The sequence below is a fragment of the Vreelandella neptunia genome, assembly GCF_034479615.1.
In the GTDB taxonomy this organism is placed as follows: Bacteria; Pseudomonadota; Gammaproteobacteria; order Pseudomonadales; family Halomonadaceae; genus Vreelandella; species Vreelandella neptunia.
The window spans coordinates 1077515-1103933 of the sequence record NZ_CP140255.1 but is presented as its reverse complement, the minus strand read 5'-3'; the positions used below and the strand labels follow the sequence as shown (position 1 = coordinate 1103933).

22 protein-coding genes and 1 pseudogene are annotated in these 26419 nt (G+C 57.3%); 11 read left to right on the top strand and 12 right to left on the bottom strand.

From position 1 onward, the window contains the following. Positions 1-50: 50 nt before the first annotated feature. Together SR894_RS05050 and SR894_RS05045 are read right to left on the bottom strand one after the other, a co-directional pair. Positions 51-1424, bottom strand: coding sequence for an MFS transporter (locus SR894_RS05050; protein ID WP_133731232.1), 1374 nt, complete (start codon positions 1422-1424; stop codon positions 51-53). 180 nt (positions 1425-1604) lie between these two features. Then, a complete protein-coding gene (locus SR894_RS05045; protein WP_133731233.1) occupies positions 1605-2291 on the bottom strand; it encodes a class I SAM-dependent methyltransferase in 687 nt (228 codons plus the stop codon). Here SR894_RS05045 and SR894_RS05040 point away from each other — a divergent pair. The 4 genes from SR894_RS05040 to SR894_RS05025 all read left to right on the top strand — a co-directional run bounded on the left by SR894_RS05040 (position 2290) and on the right by SR894_RS05025 (position 4481). Next, positions 2290-2673, top strand: a complete 384-nt coding sequence (locus tag SR894_RS05040) for a VOC family protein (RefSeq protein ID WP_133731234.1) — start codon at positions 2290-2292, stop codon at positions 2671-2673. The two genes, SR894_RS05045 and SR894_RS05040, sit on opposite strands and share 2 nt — an antisense overlap. A 113-nt stretch (positions 2674-2786) precedes the next feature. Then, positions 2787-3173 carry a DUF4870 family protein gene (locus SR894_RS05035; protein WP_133731235.1) on the top strand — a complete coding sequence of 129 codons (387 nt, stop codon included), beginning with the start codon at positions 2787-2789 and terminating at the stop codon, positions 3171-3173. Between the two features lie 2 nt (positions 3174-3175). After that, positions 3176-4111 carry a lysophospholipid acyltransferase family protein gene (locus SR894_RS05030; RefSeq protein ID WP_133731236.1) on the top strand — a complete coding sequence of 312 codons (936 nt, stop codon included), beginning with the start codon at positions 3176-3178 and terminating at the stop codon, positions 4109-4111. Positions 4112-4130: 19 nt separating this feature from the next. Further along, the gene (locus SR894_RS05025; RefSeq protein ID WP_133731237.1) at positions 4131-4481 is read left to right on the top strand and encodes a DUF4870 family protein; all 351 of its coding nucleotides are present in this window, start codon (positions 4131-4133) and stop codon (positions 4479-4481) included. 20 nt (positions 4482-4501) lie between these two features. Here the strand turns inward: SR894_RS05025 and SR894_RS05020 are convergent, their stop codons facing one another. After that, positions 4502-5911, bottom strand: coding sequence for a mannose-1-phosphate guanylyltransferase/mannose-6-phosphate isomerase (locus SR894_RS05020; protein WP_133731238.1), 1410 nt, complete (start codon positions 5909-5911; stop codon positions 4502-4504). A 70-nt stretch (positions 5912-5981) separates the two neighbouring features. Further along, on the bottom strand, positions 5982-7589 hold the full coding sequence (locus SR894_RS05015; protein ID WP_133731239.1) for an alkaline phosphatase family protein: 1608 nt from the start codon (positions 7587-7589) through the stop codon (positions 5982-5984). 237 nt (positions 7590-7826) lie between these two features. Here SR894_RS05015 and SR894_RS05010 point away from each other — a divergent pair, with 237 nt between their 5' ends. From SR894_RS05010 to SR894_RS04995, 4 genes are read left to right on the top strand one after another with little or no spacing between them, the layout of a single operon-like run. Beyond that, positions 7827-9371, top strand: a complete 1545-nt coding sequence (locus SR894_RS05010; protein ID WP_244286514.1) for an OpgD/OpgG family glucan biosynthesis protein — start codon at positions 7827-7829, stop codon at positions 9369-9371. After that, positions 9364-11364, top strand: coding sequence for a glucans biosynthesis glucosyltransferase MdoH (gene mdoH / locus SR894_RS05005; protein WP_133731240.1), 2001 nt, complete (start codon positions 9364-9366; stop codon positions 11362-11364). Before SR894_RS05010 ends, mdoH begins: the two co-directional genes overlap by 8 nt. Next, entirely contained in the window at positions 11364-12146 is a 783-nt protein-coding gene (locus SR894_RS05000; protein ID WP_133731241.1) for an FkbM family methyltransferase, read from the top strand. The genes mdoH and SR894_RS05000 overlap by 1 nt, the downstream gene beginning before the upstream one ends. Before the next feature lie 30 nt (positions 12147-12176). After that, on the top strand, positions 12177-12977 hold the full coding sequence (locus tag SR894_RS04995) for a creatininase family protein (protein WP_133731242.1): 801 nt from the start codon (positions 12177-12179) through the stop codon (positions 12975-12977). Between the two features lie 18 nt (positions 12978-12995). On the opposite strand, the gene ribA is transcribed toward SR894_RS04995, so the two are convergent. Next, on the bottom strand, positions 12996-14099 hold the full coding sequence (ribA, locus tag SR894_RS04990; protein WP_223287811.1) for a GTP cyclohydrolase II RibA: 1104 nt from the start codon (positions 14097-14099) through the stop codon (positions 12996-12998). A gap of 115 nt (positions 14100-14214) precedes the next feature. On the opposite strand from ribA, the gene SR894_RS04985 reads away from it, so the two are divergent. Then, positions 14215-15090, top strand: a complete 876-nt coding sequence (locus SR894_RS04985; protein WP_322535544.1) for a RibD family protein — start codon at positions 14215-14217, stop codon at positions 15088-15090. Between the two features lie 60 nt (positions 15091-15150). Here the strand turns inward: SR894_RS04985 and SR894_RS04980 are convergent. The 4 genes and pseudogenes from SR894_RS04980 to SR894_RS04965 all read right to left on the bottom strand — a co-directional run. Further along, positions 15151-16074: pseudogene (locus tag SR894_RS04980) on the bottom strand (lysylphosphatidylglycerol synthase transmembrane domain-containing protein); the annotation flags it as partial. Positions 16075-16078: 4 nt separating this feature from the next. Next, the gene (locus SR894_RS04975) at positions 16079-18031 is read right to left on the bottom strand and encodes a glycosyltransferase (protein WP_133731245.1); all 1953 of its coding nucleotides are present in this window, start codon (positions 18029-18031) and stop codon (positions 16079-16081) included. Next, entirely contained in the window at positions 18028-18426 is a 399-nt protein-coding gene (locus tag SR894_RS04970) for a 6-pyruvoyl trahydropterin synthase family protein (RefSeq protein WP_133731246.1), read from the bottom strand. Before SR894_RS04970 ends, SR894_RS04975 begins: the two co-directional genes overlap by 4 nt. A gap of 26 nt (positions 18427-18452) precedes the next feature. Further along, positions 18453-19472, bottom strand: a complete 1020-nt coding sequence (locus tag SR894_RS04965; protein WP_133731247.1) for a zinc-dependent alcohol dehydrogenase — start codon at positions 19470-19472, stop codon at positions 18453-18455. A 360-nt stretch (positions 19473-19832) separates the two neighbouring features. Here SR894_RS04965 and SR894_RS04960 point away from each other — a divergent pair, with 360 nt between their 5' ends. Next, positions 19833-20570 carry a CDP-alcohol phosphatidyltransferase family protein gene (locus SR894_RS04960; protein WP_133731248.1) on the top strand — a complete coding sequence of 246 codons (738 nt, stop codon included), beginning with the start codon at positions 19833-19835 and terminating at the stop codon, positions 20568-20570. Here the strand turns inward: SR894_RS04960 and SR894_RS04955 are convergent. Together SR894_RS04955 and SR894_RS04950 are read right to left on the bottom strand one after the other, a co-directional pair. Then, complete coding sequence (locus SR894_RS04955) at positions 20567-21037, bottom strand: GFA family protein (protein ID WP_133731249.1); 471 nt, start codon at positions 21035-21037, stop codon at positions 20567-20569. The genes SR894_RS04960 and SR894_RS04955 overlap by 4 nt on opposite strands. Before the next feature lie 130 nt (positions 21038-21167). Then, complete coding sequence (locus SR894_RS04950; RefSeq protein ID WP_246638014.1) at positions 21168-22190, bottom strand: LysR family transcriptional regulator; 1023 nt, start codon at positions 22188-22190, stop codon at positions 21168-21170. Positions 22191-22298: 108 nt separating this feature from the next. On the opposite strand from SR894_RS04950, the gene SR894_RS04945 reads away from it, so the two are divergent. Beyond that, the gene (locus tag SR894_RS04945) at positions 22299-23258 is read left to right on the top strand and encodes a sodium-dependent bicarbonate transport family permease (protein WP_133731250.1); all 960 of its coding nucleotides are present in this window, start codon (positions 22299-22301) and stop codon (positions 23256-23258) included. Here SR894_RS04945 and SR894_RS04940 read toward each other — a convergent pair. Further along, entirely contained in the window at positions 23231-26413 is a 3183-nt protein-coding gene (locus SR894_RS04940) for an efflux RND transporter permease subunit (protein ID WP_133731251.1), read from the bottom strand. The genes SR894_RS04945 and SR894_RS04940 overlap by 28 nt on opposite strands. Positions 26414-26419 lie beyond the last annotated feature (6 nt).

Sequence of the window (26419 nt, the reverse complement as noted above, 5' to 3'; positions counted from 1 at the left end):
CACCATTAGCCCAAGGTATCACCCGCTATGTTTAGCGTCTTCACCCGTATTTATTTTCGCTTACTTGCTTGCTCCACATCATCATAATAAGTGATATGGCTCTCATCTTCCGCGGGCGGCCCTACCACCGGTTCGGCGGCGTCAACATCCCATACGGCATCGGAAAGATCCTCCAAATGCTCGTGTTCCAACGCCCCCTGAATCAACTCTTCGGTGACCACCAGCTCAGCACCTGCAGCGGTCATGGGCGTAGTCGGTGTAAAGGGCGCCACGGGCACCGGCGCTGGGCGCACGCTACGGCGCCAGGAGAAGAACATTAAGAAGAATAGACTGAGTGAGCCGAAAGCCCAGAACAGACCCGCATCACCCATGGCGGTCATCACCGGAGAAATCATTAGCGGGCTGATGGTGGCGCCAATCGAGTTGATCAGCAACAGGCCCTGACTCATACGCACAAGCGCCCCTGCGGGGGCGCGGTCAGCGGCGTGACTCACCGCCACTGGGTAGAGCGCAAATACCCCACCGCCAAGAAAGAACAACAGCAGCGCCAATAGCGGCGTCGAGAGCGGCAGCCAGAGCATCGCCGCAGAGATCAGTACACAGAAACCGCTAATACCGATCAGCACCATTTGACGGTCGTGGCGATCAGACCAACGGCCAATCGGATACTGCAGCAGCATCGCGCCCATAATCACCACCGCCATCATCTGCCCCACCTGGCTGACACTCATACCAATGCGCTGTAAATAGAGCGGCAGCAGCGTATACGCTGCGGCTACCACCATCCCAGAGCCTAAACTACCCATCACGCCGGTGGGCGTCAGGGTGATCAGACGATGGGGGGGAAGCGGTTCGGCGTGCTCCATAATCGGTGATACCCGGGGAATCATCGCCATAGGCAGAACAGAGAGCGAGGCCAGTAGCCCAATCACCATAAAAGGCGCAGTGACGCCCATGGCGTTGGTCACACCCAGCAGCAGTTGGCCCAAGACGCCGGCGGCGTAAAGCGAAATCATGTAAAGCGCCAGCAGGCGGCCGCGAACCTTCTGGTCGCCTGACGTGAGCAGCCAGCTTTCGATAACCAGATAAACCCCTACCGTGGCCCAGCCGCCGATAAGGCGCAGTACAAACCAGGCCCAGGGGTCGAAGAACAAGCCTTGCAGCAGCACCGTGACGGCCACTAATGAGGCAAAACTGCCGTAAGCGCGAATATGGCCAATGCGCAGCAACAGGCGGTCATTCACCATTGCGCCCAACGCTAAACCGATAAAGTAAGCCGACGAGACAATACCGATGACCGTGGCCGACTCACCGGCAGCATCCAAGCGCACGGTAATTAAGGTGGCAAGAAAACCGTTGCCAATCCCGAGAATGAAGAGCCCTAACAGGGGCGCCAGCGCCATGGCTAGCAGTTGCCGCGACATGAAAACCTCGTCTTGCCTAAAAGTGGTGAAACAAAAGACTGAAAACAGGCGTGAAAACGCTACTAAGCGCTTCCACAGGAACCGTCATCTCACCTGGCACATCGAGTCAGGCCGGGATAGCGGCGCGCAATTATTGCCCCAAAGGGGGCAAAGTCAATGCTTTTCTAACGTTACAATTATTCACGTTAGCGTTTTGTGTAGAATAACCGTGTCTGGCCCAGGAAATTCCACTACTAAACTATTCTTTTGCGCCCACCAACGGAAGGTCTCCTCACTAAAAAAGCTGATATGCGTGGGGTCGCTAATATAGTGCCAGCGGGCAAAAGCCTGAGGCGAAGTGACGCGTTTGGTCATTAAGCCCAGATAACCACCTGGCGCGAGCTGAGCCGCCAACTGCGTAAGCACCTTACCAGGCTGCGCCAAGTGCTCAACAACTTCTGTGGCGGTGATAAAATCATATATTTGTGTCAAAACTGAGGCATCGGGGGCGTAAAAAAGGTCGTAAATAGCCATCGGGTGCCCCTGCTCTGCGAACATCACCGACAGCGTTGGCCCTGGCCCTGAACCAAAATCAAGACCGCGGGCGCTGAGTTCGAGCTTAGCTAACAGCGGGGTAAATAAACGCCCTAAAAAGCGCCGGTATCCCGTATCATGCGGCGAGTTTTGATGTTTATCATATTCGGCCTTTTCTGCAGCAGGGCTTAAATGCTGCTCGGGGGGGACAAATACCAGCTTGCACGTGGCACACTGGTAGTAGTCACGACGCCGATCCCGGTGGTAGAGCGCAGTAGTGGATTCCGCGCAGAGCGGACAGCGGCGCATCATCGTATTCTCTGGCTTATCGTTACGTATTAAGGAAAGTGACATGCTATCAGGTCTAGATCATCTTGTTGTAACAGTGACCGACATGGGTCGCGCAGTTGATTTTTACTCGCGGGTTTTAGGCTTAGACGTGCGCTATCGCGATGCCCAGCGGGTCGATCTAATGCTCGGTGATACGGCGCTTCGCCTACATCAAACCGATACCGACATTGCCCCCATTTCAGCCACACCCACCCCTGGCAGTCTGGATTTATGCCTGCGCTGCCAGCTGCCGCTGGATGAGTTCAAGCAGCATTTAGACGCACTAGCGATTGACGTAGAGCTAGGCCCCGTGGCTCGCCAAGGCGCCAATGGCCCGATTGAATCCATCTACCTGCGTGACCCGGACGGCAACCTGCTAGAGATTTGCCGCCCCTCTTCGCGTTAATGCTAAGTCTAGTGAATCCAGGTATTATATATCGCGCTTAAATTGCACTCACTGATATGCCAAGCATCATCACCCACTTCAGCACATATACAGATTGATCGAAAGGAAACGTTATGCTTGATAACGATGAATCCCCACTCGACGGCCAAGTCATCAACGGAGAGCAGAGCTCCCAGCCCGACACAACCATGGCAATGGTTATTTATGCCCTCTATCTAGCAAGTTTTATACTTGGTTTCACCTCGATTATTGGTGTGGTCATTGCCTATGTCTATAAGGGCAAAGGCCCTACGTGGCTGGACGAGCACTACCGCTACCAGATCCGCACCTTCTGGATAGGATTGGCGTACGGCATTATTTTCTCGATATTGCTCTTTGCAGTGATCGGTTTCCCACTTTTGCTGGCGCTAGCCGTGTGGTTCATTATTCGCTGTGTTAAAGGTTTCAAAGGGCTGCAAGAGAAGCGCGCACCTTCCAATGTAGACACTTGGTTGATTTAACGATGACACCACAGGGGGCTAATAACGCTAGGCGTTTTTCCAAAGCCAGGGCAATCAGTTGGCTGTGGCGTCAGCTATCACGCTGGCCGCTTGCGCGTCTCTGGCATTTTGCTTCGGCGCTCGGCCCCCTGGTTTACCGCTTTAATAAGCGTGAGCGCTGGGTAACCGATCGTAACTTAGCGGTTGTTTTCCCAAACCTCTCCATTGCGGAACGTAAATCCCTTGGTCAATTAAGTTTACGCCACTCAACGGCTACGATGCTGGAACTGGGCCACGCCTGGATGGCGGAACCTAATAGAGTAGAAGCCAGCATTTTAGCGGTGCATGGTCGCGACAAGCTCGATAATGCCCGCGCAGAAGGCCGCGGCGTGATTGTACTTGCCCCGCACTTCGGCAACTGGGAGGTGCTTAATTTTTGGCTATCAAGCCATTTCCCTTTCACCGCCATGTACGAGCCCCCCAAAATCACCGCTCTCGATCCAGTGATTCGTCATGGCCGCGAGCGTATGGGGGCAAGTTTGGTTCCCACCAACCCCCGCGGTGTGGCGGCGCTGCTTAAAGCGCTTAAACGCTGTGAAGCGATTGGCATACTTCCTGATCAGGAGCCCGACTGGGGCAGCGGCGTTTTTGCGCCCTTCTTTGGTCGCGAGGCCTACACCGCCACCCTGCTGCCGAAACTGGTCGCCCGGACTCAGGCGCGGGTAGTTACCGGCGTCGCGCTACGTATTCCTGGTAAAGGGTTTGAGATCCATTTTCTTGATGCCGACGAACGGGTCTGTAGCGACGATGATGTGCAGTCTGCCACTGGTGTCAATGCCAGCGTCGAGAGCGCGATTGCCTTGGAACCGGCACAGTATCAGTGGGAGTACAAACGCTACCGTAAAGTAGTGCAGGAGCAGCAAAATCTAGCCAATTTCCGCGACTATCGTCTTTATTAGGCTGAAAAAGAGAGCACTGATGACACAACCCCCTGTACCCCACGATGACATACTCGCGCCACAGATTATTTACGCGCTCTACCTAGCAGGTATCGTCACAGCCAATATCACCCTGCTGATTGGCGTAATCATCGCCTATGTTTATCGAAAAGAAGCGGCACCCTGGTTGCAGCAGCACTATCGTTACCTGATACGCACCTTTTGGATCGGCACGCTGTATGCGTGCATCGCTTTTTTACTCAGTATTGTGATAGTTGGCACCCTGCTCTGGCCGCTGCTAGCGGTATGGCTAGGCGTGCGCTGCGTGCTCGGCTGGGTCGATGTTCGCAAAGGGTTAACACCGGCACGCCCGAATAGCTGGCTTTGGTAAACTGCGACTGATTCCGTTCTTCACTCATCGTTATCACGGTCGTAAACATCATCTAAACGCTCGATATCGTCTTCGCCCAAATAACTGCCAGACTGCACTTCGATCAATTCAAGAGGTATTTTACCGGTGTTTTCCAGTCGGTGTAGTGCCCCAATAGGAATGTAAGTGGACTGGTTTTCAGTCACTAAAAAGCTGTGGTCACCGATAGTGACTTGGGCCGTGCCACTCACCACTACCCAGTGTTCAGCGCGATGGTGATGGCGCTGTAGCGATAACCGCCCGCCGGGCTTAACGGTAATGTGCTTAACCTGATAGCGCTCGCCGTGATCCATGGCTTGGAAGCTGCCCCAGGGGCGGTGTACAAGTGGCGCTGAGTGCGGCTCGCTGCGCTCCATTTTAATAAGCTCAGCAACTAGTTGCTTAACCTGCTGCGCGTTATCCCGATGAGCCACCAGCACGCTGTCCGATGTCTCCACCACGATGATGTCTTTAACACCCAAGGTGGCTACCAAACGGTGTTCGGCGATTATCAGCGAATCCTGCGTATCGGTTAGCCAGGTATCGCCTTTGGCACTATTTCCCGCTGCATCCGTATCCAGGGCAGACCACAGTGAGTCAAAACTGCCGATATCACTCCACGCGGCATCTAATGACACTACCGCGGCGTGCTCACAGCGCTCCATCACCGCGTAGTCGATGGAGTCGGCAGGGCAGCGGCGAAAAGCCGCTTCACCCAAGCGTAGAAAATCCAGGTCACGATGCGCACTGCTGACCGCCTCTTCACAGGCTTTCAGCATATTCGGCTGGAGCCGTTTTAGCTGCTCTAAGTAGTTTGAAGCACGAAGGAGAAACATGCCGCTGTTCCATAAGTAATCGCCGCTATCGACTAACTCAGCCGCACGTTTGGCATCAGGCTTTTCAATAAAGGCCGCGAGATGATGGCCACCTTCCAACGGCTCGCCGCAAGCAATGTAGCCGTAACCCGTTTCAGGCTGTGTGGGCACAACGCCAAAGGTTACCAGGTAACCCATTTCGGCTAACGGCACGGCGAGTGAAACGCTACGCTGAAACGCCTGAATATCGCCAATTACATGATCCGCCGGGAGCACTAGCAGTAGCGGGTCATCGCCAGTACGGCGCGCCAACAGCGCAGCACAAGCAATCGCCGGAGCAGTATTGCGGCCTTCAGGCTCAAGTACCAGGGTGGCTGCGTGATCCATTTCGCGTAGCTGTTCAGCCATTAAAAAGCGGTGGCTGTGATGGCCCATCAGCATTGGCACGGTGTCGGTTAACCCGGTTAGACGACTTAGGGTTTGCTGAAGCAGACTCTGGGAGGAGGTTAAGCGCAAAAACTGTTTAGGCATCTGCTCGCGGGAAAGCGGCCACAGCCGCGTGCCGCTGCCCCCGCTTAAAATCACTGGCTGAATCATTGCTGCGTCCTTGTCATTGTCTTTGAAACGGTGACTGGCCGTACATCAGAGGAACCTCCTACCCCAGCGATCATTCCTGTTGCACATCAGCGGCTGCATCCACCGCGAATACTCCAAAATCGGCCTGCAGCCAGTGGCGTAACTGGCTCATTCTTGGTGCGTGGCTCACATTTTCGAGCCTAGGCAACGTCCCGGAAACAAAGCCACGCTTTATAAAGGGCGTCAATAGCTCAGGGTCGCCACTAATAATATGCACCGGCACTACCGCGCTAGCATCGTCGCCGGTAATCAACGGCGCGGCTTGATGGTCACCCAGCACTATCATCAGGGTATTGTCATCCACGACGCGTTCGGCCCAGCGGCCGGTGACTTTCACAGCGTAGTCCACCGACCAGGCATAGTGATCACGAATGCGCTCAATGTCCTGCCACAACACTTCTGGTGGGTCACCTGCATCCTCCCAAGGGGCAAAAATACGCCCATCGCCAATGGATGACCAATCATCCAATACCGGCAGAATCGGCGTCCATGGGGCATGACTGGAGATCAGTGCCAATTGGGCAAACACCGGTGTCTCACCTAGCAAGTAGCGCTGGGTGTAATCGAGAGTGAATTGATCCGGCATGGTTACCCAGTTGAGAGCAGGCCCGGCGTAGGCGATATCTTTCGCTGCGGCAATTTCACCAAAACCGTAGGCCTCCCCTTCCGGCCACGCCAGGGTAATGGCGGGCATGACACTAAGGGTGCGCTGACCAGTAGCACCAAAATCATCGATCAAAGTGGAGTGGCCGCTATCTAGCATCAGCTGATACCACAGCTGATTGTCGATCCAGCGGCCACTGAGGGCTGTCGCGTGGGCTAACCATGACTGCCCACCGCGAATGGGTGAGGCCAACATGCCAGAGACCACGTGGAGGTCATGCTCACCCAGCCGCTGCTGCATTTCGGCTAGCGTAGGCAGAAGAACGTCGGAATAACGTGGTTTTTTCAGCGCAGAGATACCGTAGGACTCAATAAAGGTGAGCAGTACATTGCGCCCCACCAGTCCCGGTAATGGCCGGGCTTCCATTGGTGCGGCCTCCAGCTGTGCAGTAAAAGCGAGGCGGGCGGCGTGGGTATCGGTAATTTGCTGCCACTGAAAACGCGTGGTGTTCACCATCGGCAAGCGGGCGCTATCCATTACCCGCACACCATTGAGCTCAAGCACCGCACCGGTAGTGGCAGTGACCAGCAACGTTAACGCGACCGCGCCAGGCAGGCGCTTAACTGAGTAGGCAACGGGAGGCATCAGCAGGCGTGCCAAAACCAGGGTGATGGCGATCAGCAAGGCTCCCCCCAGTAGCATTGCGCAAACTGCCAATAGTTGGCCTACATTACCTACTAGCAAATGATAAATTGAGCGCAGCAAAGGCACATCAAGATAGAGATTGAGTGGCCGTGCAAAGGCCATTTGGGTGGCGGCAGTGCCTAGATTTGCAGCGGTTGCCAACACGACCCAACTGACGAACACGACTGACACTATGCGGCGCGCCTGGCCGACAGGAAGCAGCAGCATAAGTGGCGCCATGATGAGCGCTTCCCAGGCAAGCAAATATGAGCTGATCTCACCATAACGCCACCAGAGCGGCGCGATGAGTAATAGATTCAGCGTTAGCAGCATTAGTAATAATCGACTCATCGCATCCCCATAGATGCCTGCTTTAGCTTACAGTTTCAAAGTTACAGTCTGTCAGCGCCCAGCCTCGAAGGGAGGTGCACCCAAGCGTAAGACAAGAGAGCAAGGAATAAGACTGCTGAAATACACAATAATCATGTACTGTAATATTTTATCGTATAGTTATTGTGTAAAAATTTCACGCTTAGCTTGGCATAAGGCCATGCATTTTGCAGGCCTTCACCGGAAAGGATTTCGCCCATGCGTTGTAACCATTTTAATAGGTGGCGGGCTGGTAAATGGATGGTATTCATAGGCTGCACACTGGCCTTACCGGCATTTGCCGAAGACGATAAACACTTCAGCGCTGTCATTGAACGCGCCCAACAGCTTGCAGAAGAGGCCTATCAAGCGCCCGAAGAGACATTGCCCGAGGTGTTGCGTGAGCTTGATTACGATACCTACCGGCAAATTCGCTTTGATCCCGCCCATGCCTATTGGAAGGACGAGAGCCCTTTTAGCCTACAGTTATTTCATAGCGGCTTTCTGTTTCAAACCCCGATTGCCTTGAACGTCATCGACAACGACACGGTAACCCCCCTACCCTTTTCAGCAGCGGACTACTCCTACGACGGCAATGCCGCCGCGCTGAAAGAGCAAGACCTAACCGGCAGCGGCCATGCTGGGTTTCGCCTCCACTATCCTCTTAACAGCAGTGACTACGCTGACGAATTTGGCGTATTTCTCGGTGCCAGCTACTTCCGCATTGTCGGGCGTGACCAGGCTTACGGGCTCTCCACCCGCGGGCTGGCGATCGATACCGCCTCACCAGATGGCGAAGAGTTCCCGGCGTTCCGCGAGTTTTGGCTCTATAAACCCGAGGCTGACGCCGAACAAATTGAACTGCTGGCGTTAATGGATAGCCCCTCGGTCAGCGGCGCTTATCGTTTTGTTATCCAACCCGGTGAGAATACTCAGGTCGAGGTCGAAGCGGAGCTGTTTGCCCGACAAGATATTACCAAGCTTGGCGTCGCCCCGCTCACCAGTATGTTCACTTATGGTGAGGCAAGCCGAGAGCGGCCGGACGATTTCCGTCCACAGGTGCACGACTCCGATGGCCTACTAATACATACCGGTAGCGGCGAGTGGATCTGGCGCCCGCTGAGTAACCCATCTCACCTGCATACATCCGCCTTTGTAGACGACTCCCCTCAAGGCTTTGGATTAATGCAGCGAGAGCGGGATTTTAACCGTTATTTGGATACCGAAGCCCAGTATCACCGTCGCCCCAGCCAATGGGTTGTGCCGCTGGACGAATGGGGCCCGGGCCACGTGGAACTTGTCGAAATCCCGACCCCCGATGAAACTCACGACAATATCGTCGCCTACTGGGTGGCAGACGACACCCTGGATGCCGGCGAATCCCGCCGCCTGCACTATCTCACTCACACACTGAACACTCAGCCTGACGCGCACGACCTTGGCCGCGCCATTCGCACTCGTCATGGCAGTGCGGCGGTGCCGGGGCAAACGGACACTGCCTCACAAGGTCAGCGCCAGTTTATTGTCGATTTTCAAGGAGGTGCCTTAGAAGAGCTCACCGCTGATCAGCCCGTCGAGTTAGATATCAGCGCCCTGCACGGTGAGGTTCTGCTCCCCCAGGTCACATCGCTGCCCAACAATGGCTGGCGAGCCAGCTTCCGACTACCCGCTAGCGATCAACCCAGCGATGTTCGCCTAAGGCTCACCTTAAACGGCGAACCAGTTAGCGAAACCTGGAATTATGTGTGGTACCCCGATGCCTAATACAATCGATATAACGCCATCGATTCCCTGGCTGAAAATCCGCCGTGCCTTTCTCGCTATCATGGTGCTGATTTCCAGCGTCGCGGGCTGTATCGCCATGAGCCGGGTCGCCGGAAGTCTCTCCATGGGCTGGCAGATCACCATGCTGATGTTGTTCGCGCTGACCTTTACCTGGATTGCCCTGGCGTTCTGGGGCGCGGTCTGCGGTTTCGTGGTGTGCGCGTTGCGCCGCGATCCGCTAAGCCTACGTAAATTGGATATGGAAGCACCCAGCGCACGCCTGCTGGTGAGCCGCACCGCCATTGTGATGCCAATTTTTGCCGAGCCGCCCATCCCCACCTTTGCCGGGCTTGAAGCCACCTGCCATTCGCTGCTGGGCTATGCCATTGACGATAGCGAGGAAGGCGAAGCCGCACGCCCCATGTGTGAACACTTTGAAGTGTTTGTCCTTAGCGACACGCAGGACGCCAGCGTGGCGAAACTGGAAGAAGCTCACGTGGGGGCGCTACAGCGCCGTTTCGCCAACAAACTCGCGATCCACTACCGGCGGCGGCCCAATAATGAGGGTCGCAAAGCGGGCAATATCGCTGAGTTTTGCCGCCGCTGGGGGCGCAACTACGACTTTATGATCGTGCTGGACGCCGATAGCCTAATGAGCGGCGCCACGCTACTGCGCATGGTGCAGCGCATGCAGCGACAGCCCAGCATTGGCTTGCTCCAGACGGTACCAATTCCGGTAGGGCAAAAAACCCTGTTTGGCCGCTTTACCCAGTTTGCTTCAGCGCTGTATAGCCCCATGTTGGCGGCAGGTCAGAGCTTCTGGCAGGGCGATGCGGCCAACTACTGGGGACACAACGCCATTATTCGCACCCGCGCCTTTATGGATTACGCGGGCTTACCGACACTCTCCGGCAAACCTCCGCTAGGCGGCGAGATACTCAGCCATGACTTTGTTGAGGCCGCCCTGCTCAAACGCGGCGGCTGGCAGGTAATACTGGATACCTCCATTACCACCGCGGTCTCGCGCCATGACCCTTATGCCAGCGCCTCTCATAACAGCTTTGAAGCCATGCCAAGCAACCTGCTCGACTTTGCCAAGCGCGACCGACGATGGCTCCAGGGGAACCTTCAACACCTACGCTTATTGGGCGGGGCAGGTCTCCACCCCATGAGCCGCCTCCACTTCTTCTACGGCGCCTTTGCCTATTTATCATCGGTGGTGTGGCTAGGACTTCTGGTCTGCACCAGTATTTTGGCCTCTTATCAAGTTCTTAGCGATGCGGGCGAAAAAGACCTGCCTGAGCCGCTGTCACTAGGGCTACTCTCCATTACCCTTGGAATGCTGTTGGCGCCCAAACTGCTCGGCTTGGTGTTGGCCTTCTGGCAAACACCCCACGCCTTTGGTGGCCGTCTTCGCCTACTGGCAAGCACCTTTCTAGAAATGCTGTTTGCTGCCTTGCTAGCCCCATTGATGATGGCGTGGCACAGCTTGTTCATTATCAATATATTGCTGGGGCGTTCTGTGGACTGGCAAACACAACACCGCGGCGAACGCTCTTTGTCCTGGCGTGAAACCTGGCAACATACAGGCTGGATGACTATCACTGGGCTAGTCTGGGCGGGCGCCATGGTGTCCTTCTCGCCGACGGCGTTTGGTTGGTTAACACCAGCTTGGCTTGGCCTTGTCGGTGCAGCACCGCTGGTCAAATACTCCAGCAGCGGTACCTGGGGCGGCGTAGTAAGCCATCGGCTGGGGCTGCTCAAAACACCCAGTAACTGTTTGAAGCCGCCACTGCTGGATGACTACGCCAAGCTAATGAGCGAAAGCGACCCTCATCCTCTTGATCCAATCACCCAGGCACCTTTTGTACTTCAACTGCCCCCTGCCGAGCGTTTTAGTCAGATGCGTTGCCAATCTTTCCAGCAGTTTGATCGCCAATCATTGGTTGCGCCTTCAATGACGTCTACTTCAACCTCCAGGGAGACCAACTGATGCAGCGCATGGCGCTACAACGACTGCGCAGCGCGGGCGGGCTAGCCCGCTCACTGTTTATTTATTGGCGGCCTGGGCGCCAGCGCGGGCTCCAGCGCCTATACCAGCCTTTCATACAACCCGGCACCGTCGCCTTTGATATCGGTGCACACCTAGGCGACCGTAGCGCGGCTTTTCATGCGCTCGGTGCCAAGGTGGTGGCACTGGAACCCCAGCCCGACCTCGCCAAATGGTTTAAACGCCTGGTAAAGCCGCCCACCATTACCCTGCTGCCCATGGCGGCGGGCCCTACGGATGGCTTTGCTGAGATAGCGATCAGCCCCAGCAACCCAACCCTGGCCACGCTTGCCACTGAGTGGCGGGAGCAAATCGGCGAACGCAACGCAGGCTTTAGTCAGGTACGTTGGGAACAACGTTTGCAGGTTCCGGTCACCACGTTGGATACGCTAATTGACGAGTATGGCGAACCCAGCTTTATCAAAATCGACGTTGAGGGCTTTGAGGCGGAGGTACTTGCGGGTCTAAGCTGCCCAGTGGCCGCACTTTCGGTGGAGTTTTTAGGCGGTACGCTAGAGGTGAGTCACGCCTGCGTAAGCCACCTAAGCCGCCTTGGCGAGTACCGTTATAATGTGGTGGTCGGTGAGCAGCGCCATTTCCGCTGGGCCGAGTGGCAAACGCCGCAGGCGGTTAGCGAGTGGCTAAGCGCAGGGGCCGAAGGACTGCCATCTGGGGATCTTTACGCCTGCCGCTCAGACCATTCGCTACTGCTGAGTTCACTTTAATTTTTAAATATCCTACAGGCACGTCAAACAATGATTCACCACTGGCAAACCCTTACCGCTCCAAAGTTAGCCGAGTTCGCTCAGCTCGACCCAGTCGCGGTGTTGGTACTCGGGGCCATTGAACAGCACGGCACTCACCTCCCTTTAGCCACCGATCTCACCATTGGCGAGGGTCTCCAGGCCGCTATGCTGGAGCAACTAGATCCCTCACTTAACGTAATCTGCCTACCGCCAATTGCGGTAGGCGCCAGCGATGAGCACGCCAACTTCCCCGGCACGCTTAGCCTGCCTGCACCGCTGGCCATCGCCACCCTAGAAGCTTACGGCGACAGCTTAGCTCGCGCTGGCATTCGTCGTCTGGTGCTGCTTAACAGCCATGGTGGCAATAAGGCGGTGATGGATTTGGCAGGGTTAACCCTGCGACGGCGGCATAACATGCGCGTGGTAAAAGCGACCTATACCCGACTACCGCCGTTAGAGGGTGCCATTGATGCGGAAGAACTGCGCTACGGCTTACACGGTGGGCTACTCGAAACCGCGTTGATGCGCTATTTAGCGCCAGCGCTGGTGCAGTTGGACGGCTATCAGGCCACCCCGCCTGCAGCGCCCCAAAGCGACGCATTAGTGAGCGCAGAAGGTGCTGCAGCTTTTGCCTGGCTGGCAGAAGACTTAAGCACCCAAGGCGTAGCGGGCGATGCCAGCAAAGCCAGCGCTGAACTAGGCGAGCAGCTGGTTCAACACTATGCCCGCCATCTGGCGGCCGTAGTGACGGAAACCGCCCACCTACCGCCGCTAACCCAAGCTCGCTGCACCAGTGGGAGGCAGCTTTAGCTCGCGACCGTTGTGCGTTTAACGCTGGCCACTGAGCACATCTTCCAACAAGTGCCCGCCTCGGGTGGCCTTGGCATTGAGGTAGCGCTGGTTGTGGTGGGTAACGCTGCCGTACAGCGCCTGGCGTGAGACCACCTCGATACCGCCCTGACGCAACGCCTCCATCTTCAAGGGATTATTGGTCAGCAGCTGCACCTGATCAATGTTAAGCGCGTTAAGCATGTCGACCGCCACCGCATACTGGCGCTCATCGTCACCAAAACCAAGCACTTGATCGGCATCCACGGTATCCAGGCCACCATCCTGTAAAGTGTAGGCGCGCAGCTTATTGGCCAGACCAATGCCTCGGCCTTCCTGTGCCAGATAGAGCAACACGCCGCCGCCCATGGCCTGAATATCCGCCACGGCGTTGCGCAACTGCTCGCCGCAGTCGCAGCGCAGACTACCGAACAGGTCGCCGGTTAAACACGCCGAGTGCAGGCGTAACGGCACCGCGCCTTCCCAGCGTTCCGGCTTACCGATCACCACCGCAACGTGCTCACGCAGGCCGTCCGGCTCACGGAAGAGGACAAAGCGGCTGTCGGCAGCATCCTCGAGGGGAATATTTGCCTCGCTCACCCGTTTGAGCATACCCGGCGCCCCGGCAAGGCACTGCGTAGCGTCTTCAGCGCTGACCTGCAGCAGGCGTCCTTCAGCCAGCTGCTGCTCAATAGCCGCTGTGGCCTCTTCGCTAACAAAAGCGCAAAGCGCTGCGGGAATCAGCAGGGCGCGGCGCATCAGCGTCACCGCGCCTAGTTCGGCTATTCCGGCGGGCTTTAAACCGCTAAGCAATCCACCCGCGGGTTGTGAAAGCGTTTCCGCCGTGGCCAAGCCATGCAGCTCATTGGTGCTAATGTGGGCAGCCAACGGCAGGCTGGCCGCCTCGGTGGATAGGCTCATGCCCATCGCCGCCAGCCGGTGACGGGTAAGCACCAGCGAAGGCCGATCACCCGCTAGCAGAGCCAGCGCTTCGACCGATTCACTGCCTTCCAGCGCCTGCACGAGCAAACGTTGCTCACCGGCATTGACCACTACGGGTAATCCACGACGGATATCGAAAATAGCGCGTTCAATCTGGTACATGTAGGCCTCCTGGCTTCCTTACGAGGGGGGTGGCGCACGCTTGCGCTGAGCTATTTGCTCTGAACTGAATGAATGGCTGCCCCGAACGGCTTGCTCTCAACCAAGAAGCGCCCGCATGATGAAGCGAATCTTTAAGTGCGGAGGCGTCATGCCCGAATCTCATGTCAACACGATTGCACTGGCCGACGCCTGGAATTGGCTGTTGGCACTGCGTCATCGGCGTCCTTGCGATGTGGCGATTAACGTGTCGCCAACCGGTGAGTGGCAAACGGCCAAAGCGGTCACCGCTGAGGCGCGAGAGCTGCTCGACTGCCTGACCCCGCTGGCCAGTCGAGCGGCGTGGGTGGTGGCGCAGTTGGGGCAAAGTATGGATGGCCGCATCGCGACGGAAAGCGGCCACTCCCACTACATCAACGGCCATGAAAGCTTGGTTCACCTGCATCGCCTGCGTGCATTGGTCGACGCGGTGGTGGTCGGTGCGGGCACCGCCAGCGCCGATAACCCGCAGTTGACCGTGCGCCACGTTAGCGGCACCAACCCGACGCGGGTGGTGCTTGATCCACGCGGTCGCATTCCCAACGACTTGGCGCTGCTGAACACCGATAGCGCCCCGACGCTGCATATCGTGGGGTCTGACGTAAGGCCTGAGCTGCAGACAACGACGAGCCTGGCCCACGTTGAACGCTGCGTACTGCCCCTGAACGCCAGCGGTCAGTTCGCTCCCCATGATGTTGTCACCCTGCTGGCCGAGAAGGGCCTGCCGCGGGTGTTGATAGAAGGCGGCGGCATTACGGTGTCTCAGTTTATCGAAGCGGGAACCGTTGATCGACTGCATCTGCTGGTCGCCCCGCTGCTGATCGGCTCTGGTAGGCCAGGGCTGCAAATGACGCCCATCGAGACCCTTGAGAGTGCGCTGCGCCCGCCCGCGCGAACTTTCCGCTGCGGTGACGACACGCTGTTCGACCTGCGACTGAGGGATACCACCGCCTGAAGGCTGCGCTTTTTCACGACGACTCAGCGCCACCCAGATGCCCGGTAGGCTCGCCAGCAACACCAGCACCCCGTAAGCCAATGACACCGCCACCCCTTGGGCGGGCGGCAGGCCGACCAAGGCCCAAACACCGGCAGCGGCACCTTCACGCAATCCCCATCCGGCTACCGAAAACGGGATCAGCATGGCCAGTAGCAGTACCGGTGTCAGCGCCAGCACTTGCAGCGACGGTAGCTCAACGCCAATCGCCCGAGCCGCACAGACCATTACCAGACCATAGCTCAACACAATCACCAGAGACGAAAGCAACTGCTGGGGCCACACGCCGTGCCGCAACAAACCACGCCTTACATCGCGCGCCAGGGCTTGGCACCAGCTCGGCAGCCTTGTAAGCCCATGGCTAAAACGTTGGCGCAGCAGCAGGCCGCTGGCGATGAGCGCCGCAAGAGCGGCGAATGCGCTTAACCCCACCGCTGTGATCACTGACTCACCCAGCGCGGCATGCCAGAGCGGTGAGAACAGCAGCGCGGTTAGTGTTAACACCACCACGGCGACCTGCCCTGAGGCGCGCTCGATAATTACCGCTCGCCAGGCGCGCCCCCTAGACTGCGCTTGGGTGGCATGGCGGTGCGCCCGCCCGGCGTCGCCTAATACACCGCCGGGCAACAGTTGATTGACCAGCAGAGCCAGGTAGTACTCCCGTAGCGCGTATACAAACCGCAGCGGTACATCAATAAGCCCCGCGGTAAACTGCCAACGCCAGGCACAAAGCATGATCTGTAGCGTGCTGATGGCTAACGCCAGCACGACCCACTCAGCGGAGAAGCGCTGAACCTCAGCCACAATCGCCTGGGGCTCCACCCACAGCGCCACCGCACTCAGCAACGCTATGCTAATCACCACGCGGCGAAGCCATGGGTTTCCCCACGCCAGCTTTTTAGAACAAGCACTTAGCCGAGTGAAAATTCCCTTAACAGGCCCCATTGGCTTAGGCCTCTACCCTGGGCGTGGAAAGCAGGCGCGTGGCAAACAGATCGCGGTGCGCCACCCAAATACCCAGCTCGCCATTAGCCACCGCTTGCTGACGCTGCTGTAGCCAGATGGCAATGCGCGCCGCCGCTTCCGGAGCTTGCTCGGTGGCGGCTTCAGCCCAGCCTTCGAGTAGCGCCATCATTAACGGCTGCTGTTGTTGACTACCCGCAGCAAGCTGCCACGGTGTTTCAGCTTGTTCAATGCGGTAATCAGCATGCTCTAACGCAGCAACTAATGCCCCGTGCGCCTGTCCACCCAGCGCATCACCCAAACCTTTATCACGCTGCTGGTGAGCCATAAACATCGCCAGCAGCCAGCGGTCTTCGTCATCCAGCACCGGCGCGCCTTGAGGGTCAATAAAGTGCCACTCACCGGTCACGCTTAGCGCTATCAACAACGCCTGTTGCTGCCCGGCAATGCGAGCCACCAAAGCATCGATCCACTGCTTGGAGACCAGATCCAGCAGCGCCGATGCGGTGACGAGGTGCGCGCCGTCGAGCGGCACCTCAGCAAGCGGTTCCAACGATACGCAGTGCGTCTCAACGGCCACGGGCTGCCCTTGGCTATTGCTTAATCCGGCAGCACGCTGGCGCGCCTGGGCTAACAAAATGGCGTCGTGATCGATCAGTTTCCAGCGCTGGTGGCCACTCAAGCGCGGCGCCAGAAAGCGCATATTACTACCCCGGCCGCAGCCAAGATCCGCTATCAGCGGCGCCTGCGTACGCGCGTTCAGCCACTCCGCGGCAAGCTCAGCCAAGGACTGGCTACGGGAATCGATATCAGCCGCCTCTCGCAGCGTCAGCCAGTCGGACGCAAACTGGCTGCCTGGGCGTAAATTTGGAGAATCGTCGGGCGCAGTTAACGCCGCAGCAAACTTTGCTCCCGCTTCTTGCCAGTCGCTTAACGCTTCCCGGGCCTGGGCGGCTCCCTGGCGCAGTTGGTGGCGTAGCTCGTCGTCATGGCAAAAACGGCTTAGAGCACCTTGCAGCGCATCAACGTCACCCGGTTCAACGCTCAAACCGGCGCCTGCTGGCAAGGTATCGCGAAGCGCACCACCGGTGGTGGTAATTACCGGCAGGCCGTGAGCCAGGGCTTCGGTGACCACCATGCCGTAGCCTTCATACCAGGAGGGCAGTACCAGCGCGTGGGCGCTGCGATAGGCCGATTCCAGGGTCTCGCTATCGCACTCGCCGTGGAGGTGTACGCTGCCCTGCAAGCCGTTTTGATCAATCAGTTGCTGAACGCGCTGGGTGAAGGCGGCATCCCGCGCGCCGCCGTAGCAGTCGCACTGCCAGTGATCACCGGCAACGCCCGACAACGCTTGAACAAGAATATCCTGTCCTTTGCGCGGCGTTAGCGTTGCCACACATAGCAAACGTAGTGTCTCAGCCGATTCTGCTGCGGGGCTGATCGGCGCCTGAACAACGCCCGGTTCGACCACAGTGACACGGGGAATGAGTGGCATTTCATAGTGGGCCGCCAGCTCCAGTAAGCGCCGAGCGGTAAAGTGACTGGTGACGATAATCCGCGCCACGTGGGCAAGCGCGTTTAACTCACTGCGATGAAAGCGCTGCTGATCGGCATCGTTAAGGCCCAGTTCATCGCCTAAGGGGTGGTGCAGCAACGCTGTGATTTGCAGCCGCTGGGCATGCTGGGCCACCACCTCCGGCAGCGCTCCCATGGCCAGGCCATCAATCACCACCTCCGCCTGATCGGGAAGCAACGCTAGGGCCTGAGTGAGCGCTTCTGCCGCCTCGGCATCCGCATCAGGAAACGTGCCTGCCAAGCCGACGACGTCAATTTCCCATCCCTGGTTACGTAAGGCCGAGACAATTTGTGCATCATAGATATAGCCGCCGGTGCGCTGAGCAGGGTCACCAGCAACGACAAGGGTAAACCGCTTACTCATAGCGCGCCTTCGTAGCTGGCCCAGGCCACATGGGATTCATGTAGCTTAATCTCCATATGGGTAATCCCTTTGGCGGTGATGCCCATTTTGCCCTCACCAATCGCCTTGGCGAGCTGGTCAAAGATCACCTTGGCCATAAACTCGGTGGTGGTGTTTTTACCGGCAAATTCAGGCACTTCATCCAAATTACAGAAGTTATAACCCGCCAGTACCAATTTTACCGTTTCGCTGGCAAGGCCGATATCGATCACCAGGCCGTCCTCATCCAGCTCGGGGCGCTGAAAAACTACATCGACAACATAGGTAGCCCCGTGGGTACGCTGGGCAGGGCCAAAGATCTCACCATTAAAGCTATGGGCAATCATAAAGTGGTCACGAACACATAAACGGAACATAAAAACTCCAATGATAAGTAAGTAGGTTATGAGGAGTAGCGCAGGCGGTGGCAGAGCTCAGCGCTACCGCGGCCAAACAGCTTAGGGGCCAGCGTGGGCAGCTGATCAAAATCGCTTTCACCGCTGATCAGCGCCTCCAATCGCTCGTCTGCCAGCAGGTTCAGCGCTAATTGAAGTCGGCGCTGGTAGTCCCAGCGGGGACGTAGCCTGGGTGGCAGCTGGCCTACCTGGCTAGCCTTAAGCGTTAACCGCTGGGAGTGAAAAGCACCGCCTAACGGTATCGCAATATCCCCCTCGCCAAACCAGCTCATTTCGATAATGCGACCTTCGCTGCCCACTAACGCCAGTGCTTGGCGCAAGCCGGCAGACTGGCCGCTGGCGTGAATCACGCAATCTTGATCATGGAGAGCTTGTTCGGGAGTGCAGAATGCCACGCCTAACTGTTCGGCCAGTTGGCGACGCTCTGGGTTGATATCGACCAACTGGACGGTAACGCCGGGCACCTGAGCGCATAGATACGCCACCAACGCGCCCACCACACCGGCGCCAATCACACTGATTCGCTCACCCAGCATCGGCTCGGCGTCCCACACGCCGTTAATAGCCGTTTCCATATTGGCAGCTAATACAGCGCGTTTAGCGGGCACGTTGGTAGGCACTTCCAGCACTGCCGAAGCAGGCACGATGTAGTGATCCTGATGGGGAAACAGGCAAAAAACGGTTTTATTTAACAGCGCGTCTGGCCCTTGTTCAACGCGGCCAACACTGCAGTAGCCGTACTTGACCGGAGCAGGAAACTCGCCCGCCTGAAAGGGCGCACGCATGCGCGAAAATTCGCTCTCAGGGACGCGACCATTGAACACCAACGATTCGGTGCCGCGACTGATACCGCTGTACAAGGTACGTACACGCACCTCATCCTGAGCAGGAGAGTCAAGTGGTTCTCGCCGCAGCTCGCCTTGTGCTGGGTTAGCCACCCAAAAGGCTGTGGCCCAGGTTTTTTTAGCGGCATTAGGGGCATTGCCAACATCGTTAGGCGCCGACATGAGCGTTCCTTTTCGTTACGAGCCCACTTGAACCGGGCTCTTTTTCATTCCGTTGAATGTGGCTTGGCACCATTGCGCTGCAAGTTAGGAATAAGAGACACGCCGTGTGACTCAGCCCCCTAGCGTAATATGTGACCATGCTTTGCATGGCCCTAGGCAGAACAGTTTTCAATGGTTCACCATCTTCAGCGTAGCGGGTGAAAAGAAAATATTCGATTAACCATTTGGAACAATTGAAACTAACCCGTCTATTTCTTGATCTTATGGACAACCCTACCTTCTTCTACAAGAATGGTACATATAAAAATAGTTGCATCATTTATTTCAACTGCGGACAGCGACGCCGCTTCGTGAGCCACCATGCCGCTTTTTTCCAACGCTTCTTCGTACACCCTGCCTAAACGTCTCTATGGCGCTTTAGAACTACTGCTAGGCGGCTTGCTGCTAATTGCCGTAGGCAAAGGCTTACCACTCTTAATGGCCACCCCGGCTAATTGGTGGGTGTCCTTTGCCTTCTATACGTTTATTTCCACCTTGGTCATCATCTTCTGGCCCTACGGCGCTCTGGGTTGGGCTAACCGAGTTACGTTGGTTCGTGCGGTTTTGGTTGCAATAGTGGCAGGTGCGCTCGCCGCCAATGCCTTTGTAGGAGCCATTTGGCAGTGGTTGGCGATCGCGGTGATCGCCCTACTGCTGGATGGCGTTGACGGCTGGATTGCCAGGCGCACGCAAAGCCACACCCGGTTCGGTGCTCGCTTTGATATGGAGTTGGATGCCCTGCTGATATTGCTGCTTTGCGCGGGATTGCTGAGGTTGGAGTCTTTAGGTCTTTGGGTGCTGATGATTGGCGGCATGCGCTATCTATTTGTGGCCGCCAGTTGGCCGTTCCCCTGGCTTTCAGAACCGCTGTTCGAAAGTCTTCGTCGTAAGGCCGTATGTGTCTGGCAGGTAGTGGCGCTGCTATTGGCGCTAACGCCACTGACCTCGCATCTTGTGGCCAGCCTTTTGGCCATTAGTGCGCTGACCTCTTTAATCTATTCGTTTGGGTTTGATGTATGGTGGCTATACCGAAATGCCAAACAGAGCAAGAGGCATTAACGCTCTAACCCCAGGCGCTGATGCCACTCGGCCAGGCTTTCATCCGGGTACTCATCGAAGCATTTGTCTTGAAACTGAGCATTAACCTCGACCCAGTCGGCCCGGCTTCCCAGCATCATGTGCGTTTTCCGGGGTGGGGTCGGTAAGTCCGAATCAATCGCCGAGGCGAAGGGGTGCACCAGCTCGGGCCAATCGGGGTCGTAAACCCACAGTGAGGTGGCGCAGTGCTTGCAGAAATGCCGCTCTCCCGTGCTTTGCACGCCGTTGATGACTGCACGATAGATGGAGATATGCTCATCACCACTTACATTGAGCGTTTTGCTTTCTCCGCTGAGGTTGATGGCGTAACCTCCACCGCCGGCCGTTTTGCGGCACACAGAGCAGTAACAGCGATTGAAAGGATAGGGATGGTGAGACTTCACACTGAACGACACCGCCTGACAGTGGCATGATCCTTTGAGCAGCATAGTTACCTCCCTTTGCAGCGGTTACTCAAAATGAGTATTGAAACGCGGCTGCATAAACCGAGTGCAGTCTTAAGCTCTCTCTTAAGTACGCTCTTAAGTTCTCTCTCAAGCCCTCTCTTAATATCTTAGCTTAGCGCATAGGATCTAGACCGCTTTCAACGGGGATAATTGACGCTGGTTTTAAGTCAATGCCTAAGCGTTCAGTCTCTAAAGCCTGAAGCAATTCAGCCACGGCCATCTTACCTTCAGGCTCGTCAAACGCTTGGGCCAGCGAACCTTGTACATAGCTCAAAAAACGAATGGCGGCGGGGGGTAAGCGGCGTTGCCGTCTGACCACAAAGTGCCAACGACTTTTCAGCGGAAAGCCCTGCAACGGCAGCTCTTGAACGCCATTGGGCGAATCCGCAACAACGTGGCGAGACAGCACCGCTAGGCCCATGTTTGACGCCACCGCTAGCCGAATCGCCTCATTACTGGCGATCTGCTGGGTAGAGCGTAGCTCAATACCCGCACTGTAGAGCCAGGCATCAAAGGTATGCCGAGTTGCAGAGCCCGGTTCGCGCAGCAAAAATCGCTCCTCTTTGAGTGCGTCCATGCTGAGACCTTCTACGCTTGCCCAACGGCAATGCTGCGGCCCTACCACTACCAGTGGATTACTCAGAAAAGGGGCGGCTAATACATCGTCATCAATGGGCGGGTGGCTAAATACGTAGATATCGTCCTCATGGCGCTCAAAACGATTGAGCATCTGTTGGCGATTACCTATCTCCACCGTGACATCTACCTGGGGATTAGCCTGACCAAACGGCCCTAATAGCCGTGGCAGTACATATTGTGCGGTGTTCACCAAGCCGATGCTGAAGTGCCCGCGCCCTCCGCGGTTGTACTCTTCCAGGTACTGACTAAACACATCGGCACGGCTAAGCAAGTCCTGACTGAGTTGATAAAGCGCCTGGCCGACCTCAGTGGGCACCAAGCGCCCTTCCTCGTGGCGCACAATTGGTTCACCGACAATCTCTCTCAAGCGCTTTAGCTGCTGTGACACCGTGGGTTGGGTCAGGTGGAGTCGATTTGCCGTGGCCGTCAGTGAGCCTGTGCGAACCACGTCGGCATAGACCTGTAGCAAGCGAAAAGTGAGTTGTCGTACTTTCATAACCAGCACCATAGATAATCACCTATGACTGTATAAAGTTTATTTGTTTTCATCAATCTCTTTGAATCGCTAAAGTAGCCGCTTTAAAACCCATCAAGGAGATTGGCCGTGCCGGATATTGTGGTGATGTTTTTTGTACTAGGTGTGGTTGCCGGTGTGGTGCGCTCCGATCTCAGTATTCCCAAAGCCGCTTATGACATATTGAGCCTGCTGCTGATGCTGACCATTGGCCTTAAAGGTGGCATGGCGCTGCATGGTAGTTTGAGCATATCGCTGCTGGTCGAGTTAGCGGGTGTCACTCTGCTGGGGATCATCATTCCACTGATTATCTTTCCGGTGGTTCACTATTTGGTGAGGCTATCCATTGCCGACAGTGCCAGCCTTGCGGCCCACTACGGCTCCGTTAGCGCCGGTACGTTCGCCGTGGCGCTGGCGTATACCGAAGCGCATAGCCTAATAACCGGTGGCCAGGTGACACTTTACCTGGTACTGCTCGAACTACCGGCCATCATGCTGGGCCTGTTGCTCTACCGGCGCTTCAGCCGTCAAAAGGCCGCTGACACAACATCGGAGCCGATCAAAACTTCCGGACTGTGGCACGAAACTCTGACCAATCGCGGCGTGATCCTGTTGGTGGGCGGTGTCCTTATTGGCTGGCTATACGGCCCCGATGCGGGTGAGTCGGTGACTGGCCTGTATACCAAAGCCTTCCATGGCATTCTGGCGCTGTTCCTGTTGGAGATGGGCCTGGTCGCGGCAGAAACACTGCGCAGCCTGCGGTGGGGGCACAGCCGTCTGATTATATTCGCGCTAACGGCACCTATCGTGCTCTCTTGCTTCGGCCTAGGAATGGCTTACTGGCTGGGGCTACCCGCTGGTTCGGCGGTTATTCTGGCGAGTCTTACCGCCAGTGCCTCTTACATTGCCGCCCCCGTTGCCATTCGCGCCGCTATCCCAGACGCCAACATTGGCCTGGCCATGTTGGCGTCATTAGGACTTACCTTCCCCTTTAACGTGCTAATCGGCATTCCGCTCTATCATCAACTTTGGGCATGGCTGGTAGGGTGAGATGAAGTATCCAACGTAGCGCTGTGATGGCTGACCAATGGGCCAGACAGTTTACGCAGCGCCACGTAGAACACCGGCGTGAGGAACAAGCCAAACAGGGTGACGCCAATCATGCCGGCAAACACCGCAGTTCCCAGCGCCGCCCGTACCTCGGCGCCTGCGCCGGTGGCAACTACCGAAGGCAGCACCGCCGCCGTGAAGGCGATCGAGGTCATGATGATCGGCCGCAGCCGCAGCCGGCAGGCCTCCAGGGCCGCTTCCACTACTCCCTTGCCCTGCAGTTCCAGCTCCCGGGCGAACTCCACAATCAGGATGGCGTTCTTACAGGCCAGGCCAATCAGCACCACCAGCCCCACCTGCACGAAGATGTTGTTATCACCCCCGCCAAACCAGACACCGATCAGCGCCGCGAGCATCGACATGGGCACGATCAGAATTACCGCCAGCGGTAGCGCCCAACTCTCGTAAAGGGCCGCCAACACTAGGAATACCAGCAGGATCGACAGCGGGAAGACCACCAGCGCCGCATTACCCTGGGTGGATTGTTGATAGCTCAGGTCGGTCCACTCCAGCGCCATGCCCGGGGGCAGCACCTCTTCCGCCAGAGCGTTGATGGCGTCCATCGCCTGGGCGGAAGAAAGTACGCGGGGGTCAAATTCGCCGGCCAGGTCTGCCGCCGGGTAGCCGTTGTAGCGCAGCACCGGGTCTGGCCCGAAGGTTTGCGTGATGTTCACCATCGTGCCGATGGGTACCATTTCCCCCTGGTCGTTGCGGGTGCGCAGGCGGGCGATGTCCTCCACGCTGGCCCGGAAGGGGGCGTCCGCCTGGGCGATCACCTGCCAGGTGCGGCCAAAGCGGTTGAAGTCATTCACATAGGTCGAGCCAAGGTAGGTTTGCAGGGTGTCGAACAGTTCGGTCAACGGCACACCCTGGGCTTTGGCCCTCAGCCGATCCACCTCGGCATCCAGCTGCGGCACGTTGGCCTGGTAGCTACTGATCGGAAAACCCATTCCCGGCGTTTGCGCAATCGCCCCCTGGAGTTGGTTCACCGCCTGCTGCAGCGCCCCATAGCCAAGATTGCCGCGATCCTCGATGAACAGCTGGAAGCCCGACCCATTGCCTAGCCCCAGAATAGGGGGTGGCATGAAGGAGAACGCAAAGCCCTCTTTCAAGCCGCCAATGCCCTGGTTTATTCGCGCATTTATTTCCGCAGCGCTAAGGCTGCGCTCACCAAAGGCGCTGAGGGTAAGAAACGCCACCCCGGTGTTGGAGGTGTTAGTGAACTGCAGCGCGTTCAGACCGGGAAAGGCAATGGCGTGCTCCACGCCCTCGGTCTCCATGGCGATGTCCACCACGTCCTGAAGCATCTGGTCGGTTCGCTCCAGAGACGCCCCTTCCGGCAGGATGACCCCGGCAATCAGGTAAAGCTTGTCCTGCACAGGAATAAACCCAGGTGGCACCGCCTTGAACATCACCCCGGTTCCCAGCAGCAACAGCGCGTAGACCACAAACACCGCGCCACGATGCTTCAGGGAGCGGGCCACGCCGCCCTGGTACTTGTTGGAGCTGGCGTTAAAGAAACGGTTGAAGGGCCGGAAAATCCAGCCGAACAGCGTATCGATCACGCGGGTGAGTCGATCTTTGGGCGCGTCATGGGGCTTGAGCAGCATTGCGGCCAGCGCCGGCGACAGGGTCAGCGAGTTGATGGTGGAGATCACCGTGGAGATGGCAATCGTCACCGCGAACTGGCTATAGAATTGACCGGTCACCCCCGACAGGAAGGCCATGGGAATAAACACCGCACACAGCACCAGCCCCACGGCGATGATAGGGCCTGATACTTCCCGCATGGCCTGATGAGCAGCAGCCTGGGGTTTTAAGCCCTCCTCGATATTGCGTTCCACGTTTTCCACCACCACGATGGCGTCATCCACCACGATACCGATGGCCAGCACCAGCCCAAACAGAGTGAGCGTGTTGATGGAGTAACCCAGCAGGTAGAGCGCGCCAAAGGTGCCGATCACCGATACCGGCACCGCCAGCAGCGGAATAATGGAGGCACGCCAGGTCTGCAGAAATAGCGTGACCACCAGTACTACCAGCAGCACGGCTTCCAGCAGAGTGGCTATTACTGACTTTATAGAGTCATTGACGAAAATCGTGGTGTCGTAGACCGCTTCATACTCCACGCCTTCCGGGAACTGCTCGGACAGCTCGTCCATGGTGGCGACGACCTGCTCGCGAATCTCCAGCGCATTGGCACCCGGTGCCTGGAAGATCCCCACACCCACCGCGTTGTTGCTATCCAACTGCGAGCGCAGCGTATAGTCCCCGGCGCCCATTTCCAGCCGGGCCACATCTGCAAGCCTGAGTATCTCGCCGCTCTCGCCGCGCTTTAGCACGATGTCACCAAACTCCTCCACCGTTTCCAGCCGCCCTTGGGCATTGATCAGGGTGAGAAAGTCACTATCCTCAATGGGTTCGGCCCCCAACTGCCCGGCGGAGACCTGCACGTTCTGTTCGCGCATGGCGCCGACCACATCACTGGCCGTCAGGCCACGGGCGGCTATCCGATCAGGATCGAGCCACGCCCGCATGGCGTAGTCACCCCCACCGAAGATTTGCGCGTCCCCGATCCCTTCGAGCCGGGCCAGACGATCGCGGACATTCAGCCGCACATAGTTGCGTAGGTAGAGGGTGTCGTATTCGCCGCTGGGAGAGGTCAGGTGAACGACCATCAGAAACGTAGGCGACTGTTTCTGGGTGGTAACGCCTTGACGACGCACGGCTTCCGGCAGCCGGGCCTCGGCCTGACTGACCCGGTTCTGCACCCGGACGGCAGCCTGCTCAGCATCGGTACCAGGGCGGAAGGTAACGGTCATTTGCAGCACGCCATCAGAGCCCGCGACGGACTTGAGGTACATCATGTCCTCGACACCATTGATGGCTTCTTCCAACGGCGTCGCCACGGTCTCGGCGATCTCCTTCGGGTTGGCGCCGGGGTAAACCGTGCGCACCACCACGGAGGGCGGCACCACGTCCGGGTACTCGCTGATGGGCAGGTTGGGAATGGAGATCAGCCCCACCGCCAGAATAATAATCGACAGCACCGCCGCAAAAATTGGTCGGTCAACGAAGAAACGCGAAAAATTCATGGCAGA